Here is a 20,474-nt window from a genome sequence, read left to right on the forward strand (position 1 = left end):
CGGATACAGCCAGTTGGACATCTGACCAGTCGGACGCCCGATCAGTCGGACGTCCGACCAGCCGGACGCCCGGGCTCACCGGACGTCCGAGCCGCGGCTCAGGGGAACTTGAGCGCATCCGGGCCGAGGGGCGGTACCAGTCCCTCGGCCGCGGCGCGGGTCAGCAGCCCGCGCACCGCCGCATAGCCGGCCTCGCCGAGGCCGGCGGTGAACTCATTGACGTACAGCCCGATGTGCTGGTCGGTGACGGCCGGGTCCATCTCCTGTGCGTGCCGCAGCACATACGGCCGGGACGCCTCGGGGTCGTCCCAGGCCATCCGCACCGAGGTACGGGCCGCGTCCGCCAGCCGCCGCAGCATCTCCGTGCCCAGCGAGCGCTTGGCGATGATCGCGCCCAGCGGGATGGGCAGCCGGGTCGTCTGCTCCCAGTGCTCTCCCATGTCGGCCAGGCGGTGCAGACCGTACTCCGGGTATGTGAACCGGGCCTCGTGGATGACCAGTCCGGCGTCCACCTTGCCGTCCCGTACCGCCGGCATGATCTCGTGGAACGGCAGCACCACCACCTCGCCGACCCCGCCCGGCACCTCGGTCGCCGCCCACAGCCGGAACAGCAGATAGGCGGTGGACCGCTCGCTGGGCACCGCCACCGTCCTGCCCGCCAGCTGTGCCGCGTCGCCCGGCTCCCTGGTCAGCACCAGTGGCCCGCAGCCCCGGCCCAGCGCGCCGCCGCAGGGCAGCAGCGCGTACTCCTCCAGCACCCAGGGCAGCACGGCGTAGGACACCTTGAGGACGTCCAACTCGCCGCGCTCGGCCATGCCGTTGGTGAGGTCGATGTCCGCGAAGGTGACGTCCAGCGCGGGCGCCCCCGGCACCCGGCCGTGCGCCCAGGCGTCGAACACAAAGGTGTCGTTGGGGCAGGGCGAGTAGGCGATGCGGACCGTCTCGGTCATGGGCGTGGCTCCGATTCCCCGGCGTGCGCCGGTCGCAGTCCTGCTGAGATGGCGCCGAAGGCCCCGGTCAGCGCGGCCAGGGCCGCTCCGATGCGCCAGGCCGAACGGTCGCGCGGACCGATGGCGTTGGAGACGGCCCGCAGCTCCAGCACCGGCGCGCCGTGTGCGGCGGCCGCCTCGGCGACCCCGAAGCCCTCCATGGCCTCGGCCAGCGCCCTGGGGTGACGGGCCGCCAACTCGGCGGCGCGTTCGGCCGTGCCGGTCACGGTGGACACCGTCAGCACCTCCCCGCGCAGCGCGCCCACCGCCGCCGCCACCGCCGCCAGCAGCGGTTCCGGGGCCGGGTGCGCGTCCACGCCGAAGCCCAGCGCGGTGACCGGTGCGAAGCCCTCGGCGGTCTGGGCCCCCAGGTCGGCGGCGACCAGCCGGTCCGCGAGCACCAGGGCGCCCAGCGGCGCGCGGGGCGCGAAACCACCGGCGATGCCCGCCGAGATCACCAGCTGGTACGGGGCACCGCCCAGCGCGGCGGCGGTCAGCGCGGTGGCGGTGCCGCCCGCGGCGGCCGCCGGGCCGACGCCCGCGGCCAGTACGTCGAACACCACCCCGTCCAGGGCCGTCCGGTGCAGCTCGGTGCCGCCCGGCAGGGCCACCGGCAGATACTCCGGTGCGGCGGCCGTCACCGCATCCCGTTCGGCGGTGACGGCGGTGACGACCAGGACCCGCTGGACCGGCATCGTCAGGAATTGTCCTCGATGGTGAAGTTCCAGAAGCCATAGACGCTGCCGCCGTCGGCCTGGACCACGCTCAGCACCACCTTGTTGCCCTTGGCGCCCTGCAGCAGGCGGGCCGCGGGGATGTTGCGGAAGGTCTTGGTGCTGGGGTTCACCAGGCCCTGGCCATTGGCGACGACCGTCCAGCCCTGGTCGGCGATCTTCTTGTCCACGCCGATACGGATGGTGTCGTCCACCGACGCCTTGACGGTCTTGCCCTCCTCCTTGAGGCAGGAGGGGATGTCCTTCTTGTCGAGGGCACTGCCGTCGTCGTAGCAGGCGGCCTCGCTGGTCACCGTGGTCGATCCGACGGTCAGCGTCGCCAGCGGAGTCGGCTTGTCGCAGGCGGAGAGGGCGACGAGCCCGAAGGTCACGGCCCCGACGGCGGCAGCGGCGCGGCGGCGGCGGCCCCGGAAAAACGCAGCGGTCATGGGGGGCAGGCTATCTGGCCTGTCCAGTCACGCTACGCGCGGGTGCGGCGAGCCGCGCCGGGCCGCCGCCAGCAGGCCCCGTACGGCAGTGGTCACCCCCAGTGCCAGGAAGGCCGCCGCCACCGACATGCCCAGCACCCCGTTGAGCGGCAGCAGGATCCCGATGCCGCCGCCGACCACCCAGGCCATCTGCAGCGCGGTCTCCGAGCGGGCGAACGCGGAGGTGCGCACCTCCTCCGGCACATCCCGCTGGATCAGCGAGTCCAGCGACTGCTTGCCCAGCGCCTGGGAGATGCCGGCCACCGCCGCCACCACCACCACAAAGAACCAGCCGTAGAACACCGCGGTGGCGATGGTGGTGCCCAGGGTGGTGGTGAGCACCAGGGCGATGGTCTTCTCCGGGCCGCGCGAGCGCAGCAGCGCCCCTATCGCGGTGCCCAGCGCATTGCCCGCGCCCGCCGCCACCGCGGCCAGGCCCAGCGAGAGGGCCGGGCTCAGCCCGTCCAGTGGATGCACCCGCAGCAGAAAGGCCAGGAAGAAGGTGAGGAAGCCGGAGAGCATCCGCAGCGCCGCGTTCGCCTGCAGCGCGTGCAGCACCGAGGGGCCCACATTGCGCAGCCCGGGCTTGCGGATCCGCTTGCCGCGGGGCCGGTGCTCGGCCGAGGTCAGCCGGGCCCGGGTCTCGCCCTTGTCGGAGTCCACCGTGTGCGGCAGCGACAGCGAGAGGTAGGTGCCGAAGGCGAACACCAGAGACGCCCCGTACAGCGGATAGGGCGGCCCCAGCTGGTGCAGCGCCCCGCCCAGCGGGGCGGCCAGGCCGGTGGCCAGCAAACCGCCCAGGGTCACCCGGGAGTTCGCCTTCACCAGGGAGATCCGTGGTGGCAGCAGACGGGGCACCACCGCCGAGCGCACCACCCCGTACGCCTTGGACGCCACCAGGACGCCCAGGGCGGCCGGATACAGCTCCAGCCCCCCGGTGGCCACCGCGCCGGACATGGTCAGCGCCAGCACCACCCGGGTGAGCATCGCCGAGGCCATGGCGGCTCGCCGGCCATGCGGCACCCGGTCCAGCAGCGGGCCGATGACCGGGGCGAGCAGGGTGAACGGGGCCATGGTGACGGCCAGGTAGAGCGCCACCCGGCCGCGCGCCTGGTCGGTGGGGACCGAGAAGAACACGGTGGAGGCCAGCGCGATGGTGACCAGCATGTCGCCGGCCGAGTTCACCGCGTGCAGTTCGATCAGCTTCGCCAGGCCCGACTCGCCCGCCCCATGGGCGTGGGTGGCCTTGCGGATGCCCCGGGCGGTGGCCGTGACGGGGATGCGGACCACCCGGCCGACACTCCGGCCGGTACGGCGGAGCGGGCCGCCACTGGCTGACCGGCCTGACCGGATGGCTCCCACCACGCCATACTGCCCCAACTCCGGGCCCTGACGGCACTCACGGCGCGTGGGTCCGGCATCGGCGGGGGCGCGGGGGAGCGCCCCGAGGGTGCTTGATGAAACCCGGGTATGCCCCGGGTGGCCACCCGAGGTAGCGTGCCTCACGCGCCACCGGCGATCGTTCTTGGCCGCGCCCAGAGTCTCCATCCCGCAGAATGGACATGACCAGGTGCGCTCGGGGCCGATCGGGCGCGGACGTCGACGCGGTCCTGAGGTCCGCTCCGTCCGCCGACCCGGCCGCTCGGCTGGCGCACTCGTGAGACGGCGTGGAAGAGAGAATCGATTCTTGTGAGTGCTGCGATGCGAAGCCGTACCCCGGACCGCCTGTGCGCCGAGGCGGTCGACATGGCCCGCGCGGCGGCCCTGGAGGCCGCGCTGCCCGGGCAGGTCGGCGAGCACGTCGACCTGGTGGCCGACGGGGACCGGGTCGTCACGCACTACTTCGCCTGCCTCGACCCCGGCTACCGCGGCTGGCGTTGGGCCGTCACCGTCGCCCGCGCCTCCCGGGCCAAGGTGGTCACCCTCGACGAGACGGTCCTGCTGCCCGGCCCGGACGCGCTGCTGGCCCCCGAATGGGTGCCGTGGAGCGAGCGGCTGCGCCCCGGCGACATGGGTCCCGGCGACCTGCTCCCCACCAACGCGGACGACCTGCGGCTGGAGCCGGGCTGGACCGGCGAGGAGGAGCCGCCGCCCAGCTCCGCCGTCTCCGAGGAGATGGCCGAGCTGGCCGACGCCGAGGACGCGGACGTCTCCGCCGGCCCGCCGTCCGCCCAGCCGACCACTCCGGCGCGCGGCTCCATCGCCTCGGTCGCCGAGGAACTCGGCATGCGCCGGGCCCGGGTGCTCTCCCGGTACGGGCTGCACACCGCGGCCGACCGCTGGGACGAGTCCCACGGCCCCAAGACGCCCATGGCCCAGGCCGCCCCCGCCTCCTGCGTCAGCTGCGGCTTCCTGATCCCCATCGGCGGCTCGCTGGGCCAGGCCTTCGGCATCTGCGGCAATGAGTTCGGCCCCGCCGACGGGCATGTGGTCTCCCTCTCCTACGGCTGCGGCGGCCACTCCGAGGCCGCGGTGATGCCCAAGCCGCCGCGTCCGGCGCCGCCGGTGATCGACGAGACGGTGGTCGACGTCCTGCCCATGGAAGAGGGCGCCGAGGACGCGGACCTGGGCCACGCGTAACGGCTCCGCCGGTCTGGGCTCGGGTTTCATCGCCGGGTGCGCCCCTTCAGGGGCGCGGGGCGGTTTTGATATGCGGCTCCGCCGCGTGGGCGCGACCAGCCACCCGCGGCCCGCGCTCGAAGCGCGAGGGGAAGCGCCCACAACCCCCTGAGGTACCTTCTGCACGGCGGAGCCGCCGGCGTGGCGGCAGGCAGAGGGAGACGACGTGAGCGGCACGGCGATGGTGCGCAACCCGGCAGGCGAGGACGACCCGTTCCGCACCGCCCGCCTCCGGCGCGGCGTCCTGGACGCCTGGGCCGCCTCGCCCGCCCGCTTCCGGGAGGACGCCAACGCCGAGGAGGACCTGGCGCTCGGCGGCTACCGGGACCGCCTGGTGGTGGAGCTCGCCCAGAACGCCGCCGACGCGGCCGCCCGCGCCGGCGTCCCCGGCCGGCTGCGGCTGACCCTGCACCCGGCCACCGCGGACGGCCCCGCCGTGCTGGCAGCGGCCAACACCGGCGCCCCGCTGGACGCCGCCGGCGTGGAGTCGCTCTCCACCCTGCGTGCCTCGGCCAAGCGGGACGACGCGGAAACCGTCGGCCGGTTCGGCGTCGGCTTCTCCGCCGTGCTGGCGGTCACCGACGAACCCGCCGTGGTGGGCCGCTCCGGCGGCGTCCGCTGGTCCCTGCCCGAGGCCCGGGCGCTGGCCGAGGATACGGCCGGCCGGACGCCCGGACTGGCCGAGGAGATCCGCCGCCGCACCGGCCATGTGCCGCTGCTGCGGCTGCCGTTGCCCGCCGAGGGCTCCGCGCCGGAGGGCTATGACACCGTGGTGGTCCTGCCGCTGCGAGACGGAGCGGCGGAGGATCTGACGGCCCGGCTGCTGGCGGACATCGATGACGCGCTGCTGCTGGCCCTGCCCGGCCTGGTCGAGGTCGTGGTGGAGACCCCGGGCGCCGAACCACGCCTGCTGACCCGCCGTCAGGAGGACGGCTGCACCGTGGTCGAGGACCGCGGCGTACCCACTCGCTGGCGGGTGCACCGCACCGGCGGCCGCCTGGACGCGGCGCTCCTCGCCGACCGCCCCGTGGAGGAGCGGCTGCGCCCCGGCTGGTCGCTGGCCTGGGCCGTCCCGGTGGGCGAGGACGGCGAACCGGTACGCCCGCGCACCGCGCCCGTGCTGCACGCCCCCACCCCCACCGACGAACCGCTGGGCCTGCCCGCCCTGCTGATCGCCAACTTCCCGCTGGAGCCCACCCGCCGGCACACCGCCCCCGGCCCGCTCACCGACTTTCTGATCGAACGCGCCGCCGAGACCTACGCCGAGCTGGTCGCCGAGTGGCGCCCGGTGCTGACCACCACCATCGACCTGGTGCCCTCCCCGCTGGCACAGAGCCCGCTGGACGCCGAGCTGCGCCGCCAGGTGCTCCAGCGGCTGCCCAGGGCGGCGTTCCTGCCCGCCGCCGCGCCGGTGGAGGGCGAGGAGGAGTTCGCACTCCGCCCGGTGGAGGCCGAGATCGTGGAGGGCGCGGGCGCGCAGACCGTGGCCGTGCTCGGCGAGGTGTTCCACAGCCTGCTGCCGGCCGGCCTGGAGCGCCGCACCGAGCTGCGGGCGCTGGGTGTGGCCCGGGTGCCGCTGGGCGAGGCCATCGACCGGCTGGCCGGGGTGGAGCGCGACCCGTCCTGGTGGTGGCGGCTGTACGACAGCCTGGCCGGGGTGGACCCGGACCGGCTGAGCGGTCTGCCCGTCCCGCTGGCCGAGGGGCGCACCGCCATCGGCCCGCGCCAGGTCCTGCTGCCGCCCGCCGACCAGGCCGAGGCCGGACGGCTGGCCCGGCTGGGCCTGAAGGTGGTCCACCCGGACGCCGCCCACCCGCTGCTGGAGAAGCTGGGCGCCACCCCGTCCTCGCCGCGCGCCATCCTCACCACCCCGCAGGTGCGGGCGGCGGTCGCCGCTTCCCTGGACGAGGGCGAGATCTGGGACGAGGACGCGCTGGGCCATGACGAACTGGCCGAGACCGTCCTCGCCCTGGTGCGCGACGCCGACCTGGCCCCCGGCGACGAGCCCTGGCTGGCCGCCCTGGCGCTGCCCGACGAGGACGGCGAACTCGCCCCGGCCGGCGAGCTGGTGCTGCCCGGCAGCCCCTTCGAGAGCGTCATCCGCCACGGCGAACTGGCCGCCTGTGACGCCGAGTTGGCCGAGCGCTGGGGAGAGCAGCCGCTCACCGCGGTCGGCGTGCTGGCCGACTTCGCGCTGGTACGGGCCGCCGATGTGGTGCTGGACCCGGACGAACTGGAGCCCAGGGACGGCGACTTCGCCGAGCCGGACGACGCCGGTCTGCTGGACGCGGTGGACGTCTGGTGCGAGGACGTCCTGGACGGGCTGCCCGACACCCCCGTACCGCCGGTGGCCACCGAGATCACCGCGGTACGCGACCTCGACCTGGTGGACGACGACGCCTGGCCGCAGGCGCTCGCCCTGCTCTCCCGTCCCCCGCTGCGCGACGCGCTGACCACCCCGGTGCGGGTGCTGCTGCCGGACGGCACCACGGAGTCGGTCCGCCCGTACACCGCCTGGTGGCTGCGCGGCCACCCGGTCCTGGACGGCCGCCGCCCCGCCGGGCTGCGCGCCGAGGGCGGCGACCCGCTGTTGGAGGGCCTGTACGAGGCGGTGGACGCGGCCGGGTTCGCCGATGAGCAGGTGCTGCGGGCGCTGGGGGTGCGCACCTCGGCGGCCGCCCTGCTGGACGAGCCGGGCGGCGCGGCCGAACTGCTGGGCCGCCTCGCCGACCCGGAACGCCCGGTGGGCGCCGCCCAACTGCACGCGCTCTACGGACTGCTGGCCGAACTGGACCCGGAGGAGGTGACCCTCCCGGACGAGCTGCGCGCCGTGGCCGACGGCGAGGTCCGGGTGGTGGACGCGGCCGAGGCGCTGGTGGCGGACGCCCCGGACCTGCTGCCGCTGGCGGCCGGGCGGGCCCTGCTGCCGGTACGGCCCGACCGGGCCGCCGCGCTGGCGGAACTGCTCCAGGTCAGGCGGCTGAGCGAGGCCGTGCCGGCCCCGGCCGAGGCGGCGGACGGCGAGCTCCGGGAGGTCCCCGACGAACTGCGGGCCCTGCTCCCCGGCGCGCCGCGGACCTATGTGGAACACGAGGAGTTGCTGGTCGACGGCGTGGAACTGGACTGGCGCCTCGGCCCGGACGGAGTGCTGCACGCCGCCACCCTGGAGGGCCTGGCGGCCGGCCTGGCCTGGGCGGCCGGCTCCTGGTCCCGCCGCTTCGAGGCGGCGGCCCTGCTGGAGGACCTCTCCCGCGCCGAAGAACTGGCCCACTCCCGCTGGTTCGACTGAGACCCGCGGCCGAAATACCAGGGTGCGCCCCGTCAGGGGCGCGGGGCGGTTTTGATATGCGGCTCCGCCGCGTGGGCGCGACCAGCCACCCACGGCCCGCGGCCGGTGCGCCAAGGGTCGTCGGCAGACGCCGTTTCCCCGCCGGGTGCGCCCCGGTGGGCACAACGCGGCAGGCACCCCCCCCGCCCTACCCTGGAAGGGAAGGCACCCCCGGAGGGAAGGCACCCCCCGTTACACCAGGAGGCACCGGAAATGACCAGAAAGGTCGCCGACTGTCGCCGCTTCCCCAGTGAAACCAACTGCACCCTCACCATCGCCGGCGAGGAGGAGGAAGTCGTCCAGGCGGCCACGGAGCACGCCGTCTCCGTGCACAAGCACACCGACTCCGCGGAGCTGCGCGAGCAGATCCGCAACACCCTGGAGCTGGAGAAGACCACCGACGCCGGCTGAACACCGGGCTCAGGCGGGGAACCGTCGCCCCACCCACCGCCAGGTGAACTCCAGCACGGCCGCGGCGGCCACCGCGATCCCCACCGCGGCCCAGGGCAGAGCCGTACCCACCAGCTTGAGCGCGAAGAACCGCTGCAACCAGGGCACCCCCAGCACCACCAGGAACCCGGCCCCCATGGCCAGCACCAGTGCCACCCGCCACCAGGTATAGGGCCGGGCAATGATCGCCAGCACCCAGAGCGAGACCAGGAACAGGGTCAGCGTGGCCGCACTGGTCTCCGCGGCCAGCGCCCCGCTCTGCCCCGCGTAGTGGGCGCGCGCCAGCAGATAGACGGCGAAGGTGGCGGCCCCCGCGATCAGCCCGGCCGGAATGGCGTAGCGCATCACCCGGCGGACGAAGTGCGGCCGGGCCCGCTCCTTGTTGGGCGCCAGCGCCAGGAAGAAGGCGGGCACCCCGATGGTCAGCGTGGACAGCAGGGTCAGGTGCCGGGGCAGGAAGGGATAGGGCACCCGGGTGCACACCACCAGGACCGCCAGCAGCACCGAGTAGACCGTCTTGGTCAGGAACAGCGTGGCCACCCGGGTGATGTTGCCGATCACCCGCCGCCCCTCGGCCACCACCGAGGGCAGCACCGAGAAGCTGTTGTCGAGCAGCACGATCTGGGCGACCGCCCGGGTCGCCTCCGAGCCCGCGCCCATCGCCACCCCGATGTCCGCGTCCTTCAGCGCCAGTACGTCATTGACGCCGTCTCCGGTCATGGCCACGGTGTGGCCGCGTGACTGCAACGCGCCCACCATCTCCCGCTTCTGCTGCGGGGTGACCCGGCCGAAGACCGTGCCCCGGTCCAGCGCCTCGCCCATCTCCTCGCGCACCACGGGCAGTTGACGGGCGTCCAGGGTGGACTGGGCGCCGGGCAGGCCCAGTTTGGCGGCCACCGCGCCCACCGACACCGCGTTGTCCCCGGAGATCACCTTGGCGGCGACCTCCTGTTCCGCGAAGTAGCGCAGGGTGTCCGCCGCGTCCGGGCGCAGCCGCTGTTCCAGCACCACCAGGGCGGTGGGCCGTACCCCCTCGGCCACCCGGGGGTCGTCCAGCTCCCGTTCGGCCCGGGCCAGCAGCAGCACCCGCAAGCCCTGGGCGTTGAGCTCCTCGGTCTGGCCGAGCGCCGGATCGCCCGCGGCGAGCAGTACATCGGGCGCGCCCAGCAGCCAGGTGCCGGTTTCGCCGTCCGGGCCGCGCAGCGCGGCCCCGCTGTACTTGCGGGCGGAGGAGAACGGCAGCGCCCGGGTGCAGTGCCAGCCGCTCTGCCCATTGGGATAGGCGTCGATGATGGCCCGCAGGCTGGCGTTGGGCCGGGGGTCCGCATCGCCCAGCGCGCCCAGCACCTGGTGCACCTGGCGCTCCTCGGCCCGGGCCAGCAGCCGCAGTTCGCTGACGTCCATGCCGCCCTCGGTGAGGGTGCCGGTCTTGTCCAGGCAGACCACATCCACCCGGGCCAGCCCCTCGATCGCGGGCAGCTCCTGGACCAGGCACTGCTTGCGGCCCAGCCGGATGACGCCGATGGCGAAGGCCACCGAGGTGAGCAGCACCAGCCCCTCGGGCACCATGGGCACAATGCCCGCCACCATCCGGCGCACCGCCTCCCGCCAGTCGTGTTCCTGCACCACCAGCTGGCTGATGATCAGGCCGAGGGCCGCGGGCAGCATCAGCCAGGTCACATATTTGAGGATCTGGCTGATTCCGGTGCGCAGTTCGGAGTGGACCAGGGTGAACCGGCTGGCCTCCTCGGCCAGTTGGGCGGCGTATGCCTCCCGTCCCACCTTGGTGGCGGTGCAGGCGCCCCCGCCGGCCACCACAAAGGAGCCGGACATCACCTTGTCCCCGGGCTTCTTGAGCACCGGGTCGGCCTCGCCGGTGAGCAGTGACTCGTCGATCTCCAGCCTGTCGGACTCGGCGACCTCGCCGTCCACCACGCATTTGTCGCCGGGCCCCAGTTCGATCAGGTCGCCCAGCACGATCTCGCCGGTGTGCACGGCGGTGGCCCGTCCGTCCCGGCGCACGGTGGGCTTGGCCTCGCCGATCACGGCGAGCGAGTCCAGCGTCTTCTTGGCGCGCAGCTCCTGGACGATGCCGATGGCGGTGTTGGCGACGATCACAAAGCCGAAGAGGCCGTCCTGGACGGGCCCGACGATCAGGATGATCAGGAAGAGGACGCCGATGATGGCGTTGAACCGGGTGAACACATTGGCCCGGACGATCTCCGCCAGCGAGCGTGAGGACCGTACCGGTACGTCATTGACCTCGCCCCTGGCCACCCGTTCGGCGACCTCGCGCGCGGTCAGCCCGCTCAGCGCGGGCGGCGCCGGACCACTCATGCCTCCGACGGTACGGGCGGTCAGCCCGCTTCACCTGCCGGGGGAGTGTTCCCGGCCGCCCGCTGGGCCGCCTGATGCCGCTTGATGGCGGCGTCCCGCTTGCGCACGTACCAGACGCCGATCAGGCCCAGTCCGCCGCCGGCCAGGCAGGTCCACAGCCACCACAGGTGGCCATGGTCGTCCAGCCAGCCGTAGAACGGCAGCAGGCCCAGGAAGAGGACGAACCACAGCAGGGTGCCGCCGGTGACAGTGGCGACCACATTGCCCTCCAGGGGCTCCGGCGCCTCATGGGTGGGGGTCCACTTCGTCATGGCGGCCAGCCTAGTCCGTCCGCTTCAGGTGATCTTGGGCGGATCCCAGAGCCCATAGGGGTCTACGCGCGGAGATAGCAATTCGGCGCTTGTTTATTCATACTGAACCGGACCGGATCCGACCGTTCTCTTTTGTTCGATACTCCAAAAGGTCTCCGTATGTCCTCCTCGGCCGCAGCCGCCGTCGACGCCCAGCAACCGCCCCAGGAACCGTCCGGCGGTCTGCTCGACCGGTACTTCCGGATCGCCGAGCGGGGCTCCTCCATTGCCCGGGAGGTGCGCGGGGGTCTGGCCACCTTCTTTGCGATGGCCTACATCATCGTGCTGAACCCGATCATTCTTGGGTCAGGTCACGACAAGTTCGGGCACCAGCTGGACAATGCCCAACTGGTCACCGCCACCGCCCTGCTGGCCGGGCTGACCACGGTGCTGATGGGTGCCATCGGCAATGTCCCCATCGCCTGCGCCGCCGGCCTGGGCATCAACGCGGTGGTCTCGCTCCAGCTGGCTCCCAAGATGAGCTGGCCGGACGCCATGGGCATGGTGGTCCTGGCCGGCCTCGTCCTGATGGTCCTGGTCGCCTCCGGCCTCCGGCAGCGCGTCATGGACGCCATCCCCAACGGGCTGCGCCGGGCCATCGCCATCGGCATCGGCATGTTCATCTCGCTGATCGGCCTGGTGGACTCCGGCTTTGTCTCCCGCAACCCGGACGCCGCGCACACCACCGTCCCGATGTCCCTGGGCCAGGGCGGGCAGCTGCACGGCTGGCCGGTGCTGGTCTTTGCCTTCGGGCTGGCGCTGACCTTCATCCTGGTGGTCCGCAAGACCTCCGGCGCCATCCTGATCGGCATCGTGGTGACCACCTTCCTGGCCATCCTGATCAATGAGATGGCGGTCATCCCCGACCTCAGCTGGGGCCTGAGCATCCCGCGCATCCCGGACAAGGTGGTCGGCGCCCCCGACTTCGGCCTGATCGGCAAGATCAGCCTGTTCGGCGGCTTCCATGAGGTCGGCTACCTCACCGGCTGCCTGTTTGTCTTCACCGTGCTGCTGTCCGGGTTCTTCGACGCGATGGGCACCATCATCGGCGTCGGCGAGGAGGCCGGACTGACCGGCCCCGACGGCCAGCTGCCCAACATGGGCAAGATCCTGATGATGGACGGCGTCGCGGTGGCGGCCGGCGGCCTGGGCTCGGCCTCCGCCAACACCTGCTTTGTGGAGTCCACCGCCGGCGTGGGCGAGGGCGCCCGCACCGGCCTGGCCAACCTGATGACCGGCGGCCTCTTCCTGCTCGCCCTGATCTTCACCCCGCTGGCCACCGTGGTCCCCGCCCAGGCGGCCACCCCGGCGCTGGTGGTGGTGGGCTTCCTGATCATGGCGTCCAATGTCCGGGCGATCGACTGGAGCGACTTCACCATCGCCATCCCGGCGTTCCTGACGATCGTCACCATGCCGTTCACCTACTCGATCACCAATGGCATCGGCATCGGCGTGCTGGCCTTCATCCTGCTGCGTATCGCCGACCGCCGGACCCGGGAGATCCCCTGGCTGCTGAATGTGGTCGGGGCCTGCTTCCTGGTGTACTTCATGCTCAATCCGATCGAGCAGTTGCTGGGCGCCAAGTAGCGGACGGCGCCTTGGGGCGGAATCGATCGTTCCTCCAACGCTCCCTGTCGTGATCTCCCCGTTGACCTCGGGGAGATCACGACAGGGAGCGTTTCTTTATGAACAACCTGAAGCGCAGAACGGCCGCCGGCCTGGGGGCCATGGTGCTGGGCGTGGTGCTGGCCGGAGCCGGCGCGGGTTCGGCGTCCGCCGCCGACGACGACTTCCAGGACTACGGGGTGCAGTGCGCCGACCAGGTCTGTGCACATGTCCAGTACACCCAGACCGGGGAGCACCTCCAGGTGCGCGCGGTGGGCACCGCCCCCGCCGGGCAGTCGGTGAGCATCGTGAAGGTGACGCTGGACGAGACCGCCTACCCCAACAAGGTGCCGGTCCCGCCCTCCAGCTACCAGCAGGCGGTGACGGACCAGGTGGTCACCAGCGGGGGGCAGCAGATCGCCACCACCGCCGGCGTCCAGTGGTACTGCCTGTGGATGAACGGCGTCGACCACTCGGCCACCGTGCAGTACCGCGTCAACGGCGGCGCCCTGAAGACCGTCAGCGCGACCGTCAGCGACTACACGCCGCATAACTGCACCTGGTCGTAAGCCTGTGCTGCCCCGGGCGGCTGACGTCGCCCAGGGCCGGAATCCAAGGTTCCTTCAACGCTCCCTGTCAGTCCCCCCCCGTTGACCTCGGGAGGATCACGACAGGGAGCGTTTTTCGTGAACAACTCACTGCGCAGGGCGGCCACCGGATTTCAGCGCCGTGGCGCTGGGCTCCGTGCTGGCCGGTGCAGGGGTCACCTCGGCGTCGGCGGCGGAACTCGTCGACAACTGAGGCGGAGTCCAAGGTTCCTCCAAGTTCCGCTGCCAGTCTCGCGGTTGACCGCAAATGATCACGACAGGGAGTGTTTTTCGTGAGCAATCTCAAGCGCAGAATGACCGCCGGCCTCGGCGCGGTGGCACTGGGCGGCGTGCTGGCCGGTGTCGGGGTGGCTCCGGCTTCGGCGGCGGACGGGTTCACCGATGGCGTCGTCAACTGCACCAAGGGCGCCGTCCAGGTGTGTGCGCACGTTCAGTACACCACCGGTGACAACGCGCAGGTGCGTGCTGTGGGCACCGCGCCCGACGGTAAGCAGGTGACCATCACCAAGGTGACGCTGGGCAAGTGGTACGACGGCAACAAGATTCCGGCGCCGATCTATGTCACGCCGCTCGCTTCGACGGACAAGACCGTCAAGGACGGCGGCCAGCTGACCGCCGCCACCAACAGTGTCGCCCGGGAGTACCAAGACTGGTTCCCCCTGTTCTCCTACGAGGCCAAGGTCGAGTACCGGATCAACGGGGGCGCCGTGCAGACGTGCTACGCGGAGATTCTGGCGTAGTTCTGCTGCTGAGCCGCCGGTAGCGCCGGACCGGCGAGAAGGCCGGCGATGAGCGGGCCCTGTCGCACCCGTGCCCCGGGTGTGACAGGGCCCGCTCCCGTGCGCCCCCGATATCGACTTTCCTTAGGCGAGGTAATGAGTTAATCTAATAAACATGCCGGACCTTTCCCGTGCCGCCGAAGACGCCGCCGCCGTGAACGCCCTGCGCTCGGGTGTGATGCGACTGTCCCGGCGGCTCAAGCACCAGCGGGTGGACGAGTCGCTCAGCCCCGCCGAGATGTCGGTGCTGGGCACCCTCGCCCGCTGTGGCTCCGCCACCCCGGGTGAGCTGGCCCGCAAGGAGCATGTCCAGCCGCCCTCGATGACCCGCATCGTGGCGCTGCTGGAGAGCAAGGGGCTGGTCAGGCTGGAGCCACACCCGGAGGACCGCCGCCAGAAGGTGGTGACCCAGACCGAGCGGGCCGAGGCCATGCTCGAGGAGAGCCGGCGCAAGCGCAATGCCTGGCTCGCCGAGCTGGCCGGACGGCTGGACGAGGACGAGTGGGCGACCCTGCGGGCCGCCGCGCCCGTACTGGAGAAACTCGCGCATCTGTAACCGCAGTTGCCGCAAAGGAGGCGAACCCACTTTGAGTTCGGGACCCGGAGCAGACTCCGCACCCGCACCGAACCACCCCAACGACGACGCACCCACCACCTCTCTGCGCCAACCGGCGTCCAAGGGAGGCATGTTCAGCTCGCTGCGCGTCCGCAACTACCGGCTCTTCTTCCTGGGTCAGGTCGTCTCGAACACGGGCACCTGGATGCAGCGCATCGCCCAGGACTGGCTGGTGCTCAGCCTCACCGGCTCCTCCGCGGCCGTCGGCATCACCACGGCCCTGCAGTTCCTGCCCATGCTGCTGTTCGGGCTCTACGGCGGTGTGATCGCCGACCGCTTCCCCAAGCGGCGGCTGCTGCTGATCACCCAGACGGCCAGCGGCCTCACCGGGCTCGGCCTGGCGGTGCTCACCCTCTCCGGACACGTCCAGGTCTGGCATGTCTACCTGACGGCCTTCGCACTCGGTGTGGTCACCGTGGTCGACAACCCGGCCCGCCAGGTGTTTGTCGCCGAGATGGTCGGCCCCGCGGAGCTGCGCAACGCGGTCAGCCTCAACTCGGCCAACTTCCAGTCCGCCCGGCTGGTCGGTCCGGCCGTCGCCGGTGTCCTGATCACGGCGGTGGGCAGCGGCGCGGCCTTCCTCCTCAACGGCCTGTCCTATCTGGCCCCCATCGCCGGCCTGTTGCTGATGCGCACCGGCGAACTGCACAAGCCCTCGGAGCGGACTCCGCGCGGCAAGGGGCAGTTGCGTGAGGGGCTGCGCCATGTCCGGCAGAAGCCGGATCTGATCTGGCCCATTGTGCTGGTCGGATTCATCGGCATGTTCGGCTTCAACTTCCCCATCTGGCTGACCGCCTTCGTGGGTGATGTCTTCCACGCCGGCGCCGGTACCTACGGCCTGCTCAACACCCTGATGGCGTCCGGCTCCCTGGTGGGCGCCCTGCTCGCCGCCCGCCGCGGCAGCTCGCGCCGCCGGCTGCTCTACGGGTCCGCGCTGGCCTTCGGTGTGCTGGAGGTCGCCGCCGCGCTCGCCCCCTCGTTCTGGGTGTTCGCGGTCCTCCTTGTGCCCATCGGCGTATGCGGCCTGACCATCAATGTCACCGCCAACTCCGGTGTCCAGCTGGCCTCGGACCCCGCGCTGCGCGGCCGGGTGATCAGCCTGTTCATGATGGTCTTCATGGGCGGCACCCCGCTGGGCGCGCCGCTGGTCGGCTGGATCACCGACACCTACGGTCCCCGCGTCGGCTTCCTCTCCGGCGGAGTGATCTCCGCCCTGGCCGCGGCCGGCATCGGCCTGGCCCTGGCCCGCCACGCGGGCGTCCGCCTCAAGGTGGACCTGCGGCGGGGCCATGAACACCTGGTGTTCGTCCCCCGCGAGCGGACCGAGCGTCCGGAGGCGGCGGTGGCGCCGGCCGCCTGATGGTTGTGTCCCGGGCCCGCCGGATTCGTTCCGGCGGGCCCGGGGCGGGACGCCCACTCGCGGGCGGCTTCGAACGGGGTACTGAGCAGCTGGCTCACCTCTCCGTCCTCCCGGCGGCGTTGACCGCCTTGACCTTGGCGCTCAGCACCTCGGCGGAGCTCGCCGGACGTACGTCCTCGGGCCGGGCGTCCCACTCCAGCCCACCCTGAACCGGCCGGAGTTGGACGCGGGACTCCAGGTGGTCCATGACCTGCCCGACCCGGTTCCGGGCGGTGTCGACCACGAACGAGCCCTTGGCGGGCCGGTGCGGCGGTGCGGTGGTCCCGGTGGGCGGGCGGTGGGTGGGGTCGGGCATATCAGCGCTCCTGTCAGCGTCGGCCAAGGCCCGGGACCGGTTGCTCGGTCGCCGGGGTCCGGGCTGCCATGACACCGGATGCGGGAAGTCCGGCGGGAGTTGACGGACGTTGACTATTCTTGAGGGCTATGGTCAACGCCCCCGGAGGCGAACGGTGAGTGACTTTGCTTCCCGTCTGCGAGACGCTCTGGACGCCAAGGGAATGTCCATGCGAGCCGCGGCGAAAGCCGCCCAGTACGACATCGCTTACGTGTCCCGGGTGCTGAACGGGAAGCAGCAGCCCTCCAAGAGCCTTGCCCTTGCCCTGGACCGGGTTCTGGCGGCAGATGGTGAACTGGCGGCCTCAGTGGTCGCGAACGGTGTGCCCGACGTGGTGGGCGCCGATGACGAACTCCGGCATATGCGTGCCACGGTTCGCCACCTCCTGGACCATGACAACCGCCATGGCGGCGACGCCGTGGCATCCGCTGCGGTGCAGGTCTGGCGGACCGGTCAGAGGAAACTGGACAGCGGGTCGGTACCAAGCCGCTCGCAGCTCGGGTACCTGGGCATGTTGGCGGAACTCGCCGAAATCGCCGGATGGTTGCTCTTCGATGCCGAGCGGGTGACCGAGTCCAGGTCGGCCTTTCTTGAGTCGCACATCCTCGCGGTCCAGGCCGGCGACCGGCCGATCCAGTGGTTCGCCCTCGATATGCTGGCAATGCATGGAATCGAGCATCAACGGCCGAACGAAACACTGCGCATTGCCGACCAGCTTCTCGGCGAATCGCGCATCCCCCCGAGGGTGGCGCTGCTGGCGCGTATTCGCCGAGCGCGGTCGTTGGCTGTCGCGGGGTCGCGCCAAGGTGCCTTGCGGGACTTCATGGCGGCGCGCAGTGCGCTGGACGATTCGATATCGCGCCGGGATCCTTCCTGGACCTGGTGGGTCGACGATCGTGAGCTCACCGGACACGAGGGGGAAGCCATGCTGGCCCTGGGTGAACCGAATGCCGCCGTACCCAAGTTGTGGCGTGCGCTTGAACTCTCGGCGGGCGCCGACCCCAATCGTCGGGTGAACCTGTACTACAGCGTCGCCCTGCTGACCGCCTACGCCCACGGGCGGGCGTGGCGCGAATGCGAGTCCACGCTGCTGTCCATCCTCCCGGTTCTGGAAATCGTCACCTCGGGTCGCAGCCGCCGAAGGCTTCGGGCGACGCTTTGTGAGCTCGTTCGTACCTCCGAGGCGCCCAGCCGGCTGTGCGACGTGGCGCGGGACGTCGCGACCACGCTATAGGCAGCGGCCATGGGCCGGAATGCGGCCGCGGGGCAGCCGGTTGCACTGCGATATGCAACATGATCTGGAAGTGTCCGGCGGCATCCACCCCCTGCTGGCGGAACGGTTTAGCCCGCACAAGTTCGACCCGTCGGCCACGGTCGACGACCGTTCCCTCGGGCTGCTGCTGGAAGCCGCGCGGTGGGCGCCGTCCGCGGGGAACTCCCAGCCGTGGGGGTTCTTCACCGGACGGCCCGGTGAGCGGGACCACGAGCGGCTGGTGCGTCATCTCGCGCCCAGCTCGGCCCGGTGGGCGACCGATGCCGGCCTGCTGGTCGTTACCCTGGCGCACCGCTACGTGGAAGACACCGAGCTGCTCTACTCCGAGTTCGCGGACTACGACCTCGGCCAGGCGGTCGCCCACCTGACCGTCCAGGCCCAGGTGATGGGGCTGGCCGCCCACCAGTTCCGGGCCTTCGACATGGCAGGTCTTACCGAAGAACTGAGTCCGAGTCCGGGATGGGCGATCGTCTCCATGATCGCGCTTGGCAGGGCCGCCGACGAGCCGCCGGTGAGCCGTGAGCGGCGCAGCATCGCCGAACTGCGGTCCGGACCCTGGACGTTGTCGGACTAACGCCGCGACGGGGCAGGCCAGGCCGGGGCGGAGACGGCGGCCGACCCTCACACCCGCCGCTCCAGCACCTGCACCGGACTCTCCCGCACCAGCACCCGCTCCGTGGGCGTGAAGCCCTGCCGGCGGGTCTCGGCCACCGCGTGGGAGAGCAGGGCGCCCTGGGCGTTGAGCCACAGCACGGCGGCGTCCAGCAGGGCGAGTATCGCGGGGATGTCGGCCACCCCGCCCCTCCTGATCTCCACGGCATCGGGCTTCATCCGGGCGACACTAGCTCCATGCGCCTGTTTGTCGCAGTGACCCCGCCCTCAGCGGCCCTGACCGAACTGGGCCGTGCCGCCCAGCAGTTGCACGCCCTGCCGCACGCGGACCGGCTGCGCTGGACCGACCCCGCCACCTGGCACTTCACCCTGGTCTTCCTGGGCGAGGTGGGGGAGGAGCTGCTGCCCGAGCTGGACGAGCGGCTGGGCCGGGCGGCGCGCCGGCATCCGCCGCATGAGGTCCGGCTGGCCGGTGGCGGACGGTTCGGGGACCGCACCCTGTGGGCGGGGGCCGAGGGCGAGCTGGAGACCCTGCGGGCGCTGGCCCGCTCGGCGGGCGCCGCGGCCCGCCGCTCCGGGGTGGCGGTGGACGAGTCGCGGCCCTTCCACGCCCACCTCACCCTGGCCCGGGCCACCGGCAGGGCCCGGGTGAACCTGCGGCCCTTCGCGGACGCCCTGGCCGGCTTCACCGGCACCCCCTGGCGGGTCGGGCGCCTGGAGCTGGTCCGCAGCCACCTCCCCGGCTCCGGGCAGCCGGGCGAGCGCCCCAGGTACGAAGGCGTACGGGCCTGGGACCTGGGGCACTGATCCGGCCGGTTACGCTCAAGGGGTGGACCCCAAGACCAGAAACCGGATCATGACCGGGGCGCTCGCCCTGATGCTCGTCGTCATCGCCGTGGTGGCGGCGGTCAGGTAACCCCTGCCCCGGCGCTCACCAGGCGAAGGCCTCCGGTGACTCGCCCGGCCCCGGGAACAGCTCCTCCAGCGAGGTCAGCAGCTGCTCCGGCAGCCGCAGCCCGACGGCCAGGACCGCCGACTCCAGCTGGGCGGCGGTACGCGGCCCCACGACCGGACCGGTCACCCCGGGACGGGTGAGCAGCCAGGCCAGGGCCAGCTCACCGGGCTTGAGGCCGTATTTGTCGGCCAGGTCCTCATAGCGCTGGATCTGGTCCCGGTTCTCGGCCTTGGCCAGGGCCTCGGCGGACCGTCCACCGCCCTCGTCGGACCTGCGGATCGCCCCGCCCAGCAGCCCGCCGGCCAGCGGTGACCAGGGGATCACCCCCAGTCCATAGGCCCGGGCCGCCGGGATCACCTCCATCTCGGCGCGCCGCTCCACCAGGTTGTACAGGCACTGCTCGCTCACCAGGCCGTAGGAGCCCAGCCGCCGGGCCGTCTCACTGGCCTGGGCCAGATGCCAGCCGGCGTGGTTGGAGGAGCCGGTGTAGAGCACCTTGCCCTGCTGGACCAGGACATCCATGGCCTGCCAGATCTCCTCCCAGGGAGTCCGGCGGTCCACATGGTGGAACTGGTAGAGATCGATGTGGTCGGTGCCCAGCCGGCGCAGGCTGCCCTCCACCGAGCGTCGGATGTTCAGCGCGGAGAGCCGGGCCTCATTGGGCCAGTGGGTGTCGTCCGGTGCCATCGAGCCAAAGCCCTTGGTGGCGATGACCACCTTCTCGCGGCGGCCGCCGCCCTTGGCGAACCAGCTGCCGATGATCCGCTCGGTGCGGCCCTTGTTCTCGCCCCAGCCGTACACATTGGCGGTGTCGAAGAAGTTGACGCCCGCGTCCAGCGCGGCGTCCATGATCGCGTGGCTTTCGGTCTCGTCCGTGGCCGGCCCGAAGTTCATGGTGCCGAGGACGATCCGGCTGACCTTCAGTCCCGTACGCCCGAGTTGCGTGTACTCCATGGGTCCGTAGCCAACTGCGGTCGGCTTGATCGACTCAAGGGTGA

At 71.9% G+C, this 20,474-nt stretch carries 20 protein-coding genes; 11 read left to right on the forward strand and 9 right to left on the reverse strand.

All coding sequences use genetic code 11. The features are described 5' to 3' along the window. Window positions 1-98 precede the first annotated feature (98 nt). Genes ACIHFE_RS17325 through ACIHFE_RS17340 form a run of 4 tightly spaced genes read right to left on the reverse strand, consistent with a single transcriptional unit; the run spans window position 99 to window position 3,543 of the window. Entirely contained in the window at window positions 99-950 is an 852-nt protein-coding gene (locus tag ACIHFE_RS17325; RefSeq protein WP_400107328.1) for a 1,4-dihydroxy-6-naphthoate synthase, read from the reverse strand. Beyond that, on the reverse strand, window positions 947-1,684 hold the full coding sequence (locus ACIHFE_RS17330) for a futalosine hydrolase (RefSeq protein WP_400107330.1): 738 nt from the start codon (window positions 1,682-1,684) through the stop codon (window positions 947-949). Before ACIHFE_RS17330 ends, ACIHFE_RS17325 begins: the two co-directional genes overlap by 4 nt. Before the next feature lie 2 nt (window positions 1,685-1,686). Next, on the reverse strand, window positions 1,687-2,151 hold the full coding sequence (locus ACIHFE_RS17335) for a DUF2771 domain-containing protein (RefSeq protein WP_400107332.1): 465 nt from the start codon (window positions 2,149-2,151) through the stop codon (window positions 1,687-1,689). 27 nt (window positions 2,152-2,178) lie between these two features. After that, complete coding sequence (locus ACIHFE_RS17340; RefSeq protein ID WP_400108017.1) at window positions 2,179-3,543, reverse strand: MFS transporter; 1,365 nt, start codon at window positions 3,541-3,543, stop codon at window positions 2,179-2,181. 348 nt (window positions 3,544-3,891) lie between these two features. Between ACIHFE_RS17340 and ACIHFE_RS17345 the strand changes: the two genes are divergently transcribed. The 3 genes from ACIHFE_RS17345 to ACIHFE_RS17355 all read left to right on the forward strand — a co-directional run bounded on the left by ACIHFE_RS17345 (window position 3,892) and on the right by ACIHFE_RS17355 (window position 8,548). Further along, window positions 3,892-4,770, forward strand: a complete 879-nt coding sequence (locus tag ACIHFE_RS17345; protein WP_400107334.1) for a DUF3027 domain-containing protein — start codon at window positions 3,892-3,894, stop codon at window positions 4,768-4,770. A gap of 220 nt (window positions 4,771-4,990) precedes the next feature. Continuing rightward, window positions 4,991-8,098, forward strand: a complete 3,108-nt coding sequence (locus ACIHFE_RS17350) for a sacsin N-terminal ATP-binding-like domain-containing protein (protein ID WP_400108019.1) — start codon at window positions 4,991-4,993, stop codon at window positions 8,096-8,098. A gap of 252 nt (window positions 8,099-8,350) precedes the next feature. Continuing rightward, the gene (locus ACIHFE_RS17355) at window positions 8,351-8,548 is read left to right on the forward strand and encodes a DUF1059 domain-containing protein (RefSeq protein WP_400107336.1); all 198 of its coding nucleotides are present in this window, start codon (window positions 8,351-8,353) and stop codon (window positions 8,546-8,548) included. 9 nt (window positions 8,549-8,557) lie between these two features. On the opposite strand, the gene ACIHFE_RS17360 is transcribed toward ACIHFE_RS17355, so the two are convergent. Next, complete coding sequence (locus tag ACIHFE_RS17360; protein ID WP_400107338.1) at window positions 8,558-10,924, reverse strand: HAD-IC family P-type ATPase; 2,367 nt, start codon at window positions 10,922-10,924, stop codon at window positions 8,558-8,560. A 20-nt stretch (window positions 10,925-10,944) separates the two neighbouring features. Further along, window positions 10,945-11,235 (reverse strand): DUF2530 domain-containing protein, encoded by a 291-nt coding sequence (locus ACIHFE_RS17365; protein ID WP_400107340.1) that lies wholly within the window; start codon window positions 11,233-11,235, stop codon window positions 10,945-10,947. A 159-nt stretch (window positions 11,236-11,394) separates the two neighbouring features. Here ACIHFE_RS17365 and ACIHFE_RS17370 point away from each other — a divergent pair, with 159 nt between their 5' ends. The 5 genes from ACIHFE_RS17370 to ACIHFE_RS17390 all read left to right on the forward strand — a co-directional run bounded on the left by ACIHFE_RS17370 (window position 11,395) and on the right by ACIHFE_RS17390 (window position 16,242). Continuing rightward, window positions 11,395-12,861 carry an NCS2 family permease gene (locus tag ACIHFE_RS17370; RefSeq protein ID WP_400107342.1) on the forward strand — a complete coding sequence of 489 codons (1,467 nt, stop codon included), beginning with the start codon at window positions 11,395-11,397 and terminating at the stop codon, window positions 12,859-12,861. A gap of 98 nt (window positions 12,862-12,959) precedes the next feature. Beyond that, window positions 12,960-13,448, forward strand: coding sequence for a hypothetical protein (locus ACIHFE_RS17375; RefSeq protein WP_400107344.1), 489 nt, complete (start codon window positions 12,960-12,962; stop codon window positions 13,446-13,448). 311 nt (window positions 13,449-13,759) lie between these two features. Beyond that, window positions 13,760-14,227 carry a hypothetical protein gene (locus tag ACIHFE_RS17380; protein ID WP_400107346.1) on the forward strand — a complete coding sequence of 156 codons (468 nt, stop codon included), beginning with the start codon at window positions 13,760-13,762 and terminating at the stop codon, window positions 14,225-14,227. A gap of 154 nt (window positions 14,228-14,381) precedes the next feature. Further along, complete coding sequence (locus ACIHFE_RS17385; protein ID WP_400107348.1) at window positions 14,382-14,822, forward strand: MarR family winged helix-turn-helix transcriptional regulator; 441 nt, start codon at window positions 14,382-14,384, stop codon at window positions 14,820-14,822. A gap of 31 nt (window positions 14,823-14,853) precedes the next feature. Continuing rightward, window positions 14,854-16,242, forward strand: a complete 1,389-nt coding sequence (locus ACIHFE_RS17390) for an MFS transporter (protein WP_400107349.1) — start codon at window positions 14,854-14,856, stop codon at window positions 16,240-16,242. 94 nt (window positions 16,243-16,336) lie between these two features. Here the strand turns inward: ACIHFE_RS17390 and ACIHFE_RS17395 are convergent, their stop codons facing one another. Continuing rightward, window positions 16,337-16,597, reverse strand: a complete 261-nt coding sequence (locus ACIHFE_RS17395; RefSeq protein ID WP_400107351.1) for a hypothetical protein — start codon at window positions 16,595-16,597, stop codon at window positions 16,337-16,339. 154 nt (window positions 16,598-16,751) lie between these two features. On the opposite strand from ACIHFE_RS17395, the gene ACIHFE_RS17400 reads away from it, so the two are divergent. After that, window positions 16,752-17,870 (forward strand): helix-turn-helix domain-containing protein, encoded by a 1,119-nt coding sequence (locus ACIHFE_RS17400; protein WP_400107353.1) that lies wholly within the window; start codon window positions 16,752-16,754, stop codon window positions 17,868-17,870. A gap of 52 nt (window positions 17,871-17,922) precedes the next feature. After that, window positions 17,923-18,483, forward strand: a complete 561-nt coding sequence (locus ACIHFE_RS17405; protein ID WP_400107355.1) for a nitroreductase family protein — start codon at window positions 17,923-17,925, stop codon at window positions 18,481-18,483. Window positions 18,484-18,530: 47 nt separating this feature from the next. Here the strand turns inward: ACIHFE_RS17405 and ACIHFE_RS17410 are convergent, their stop codons facing one another. Next, entirely contained in the window at window positions 18,531-18,740 is a 210-nt protein-coding gene (locus tag ACIHFE_RS17410) for a hypothetical protein (protein ID WP_400107356.1), read from the reverse strand. 18 nt (window positions 18,741-18,758) lie between these two features. On the opposite strand from ACIHFE_RS17410, the gene thpR reads away from it, so the two are divergent. Beyond that, complete coding sequence (gene thpR, locus ACIHFE_RS17415) at window positions 18,759-19,328, forward strand: RNA 2',3'-cyclic phosphodiesterase (RefSeq protein ID WP_400107357.1); 570 nt, start codon at window positions 18,759-18,761, stop codon at window positions 19,326-19,328. Window positions 19,329-19,452: 124 nt separating this feature from the next. Here thpR and ACIHFE_RS17420 read toward each other — a convergent pair whose 3' ends face one another. Further along, window positions 19,453-20,430, reverse strand: coding sequence for an aldo/keto reductase (locus tag ACIHFE_RS17420; RefSeq protein ID WP_400107359.1), 978 nt, complete (start codon window positions 20,428-20,430; stop codon window positions 19,453-19,455). Window positions 20,431-20,474 lie beyond the last annotated feature (44 nt).

It is taken from the genome of Streptomyces sp. NPDC052396 (assembly GCF_044593195.1).
Taxonomy (GTDB): Bacteria; Actinomycetota; Actinomycetes; order Streptomycetales; family Streptomycetaceae; genus Streptomyces.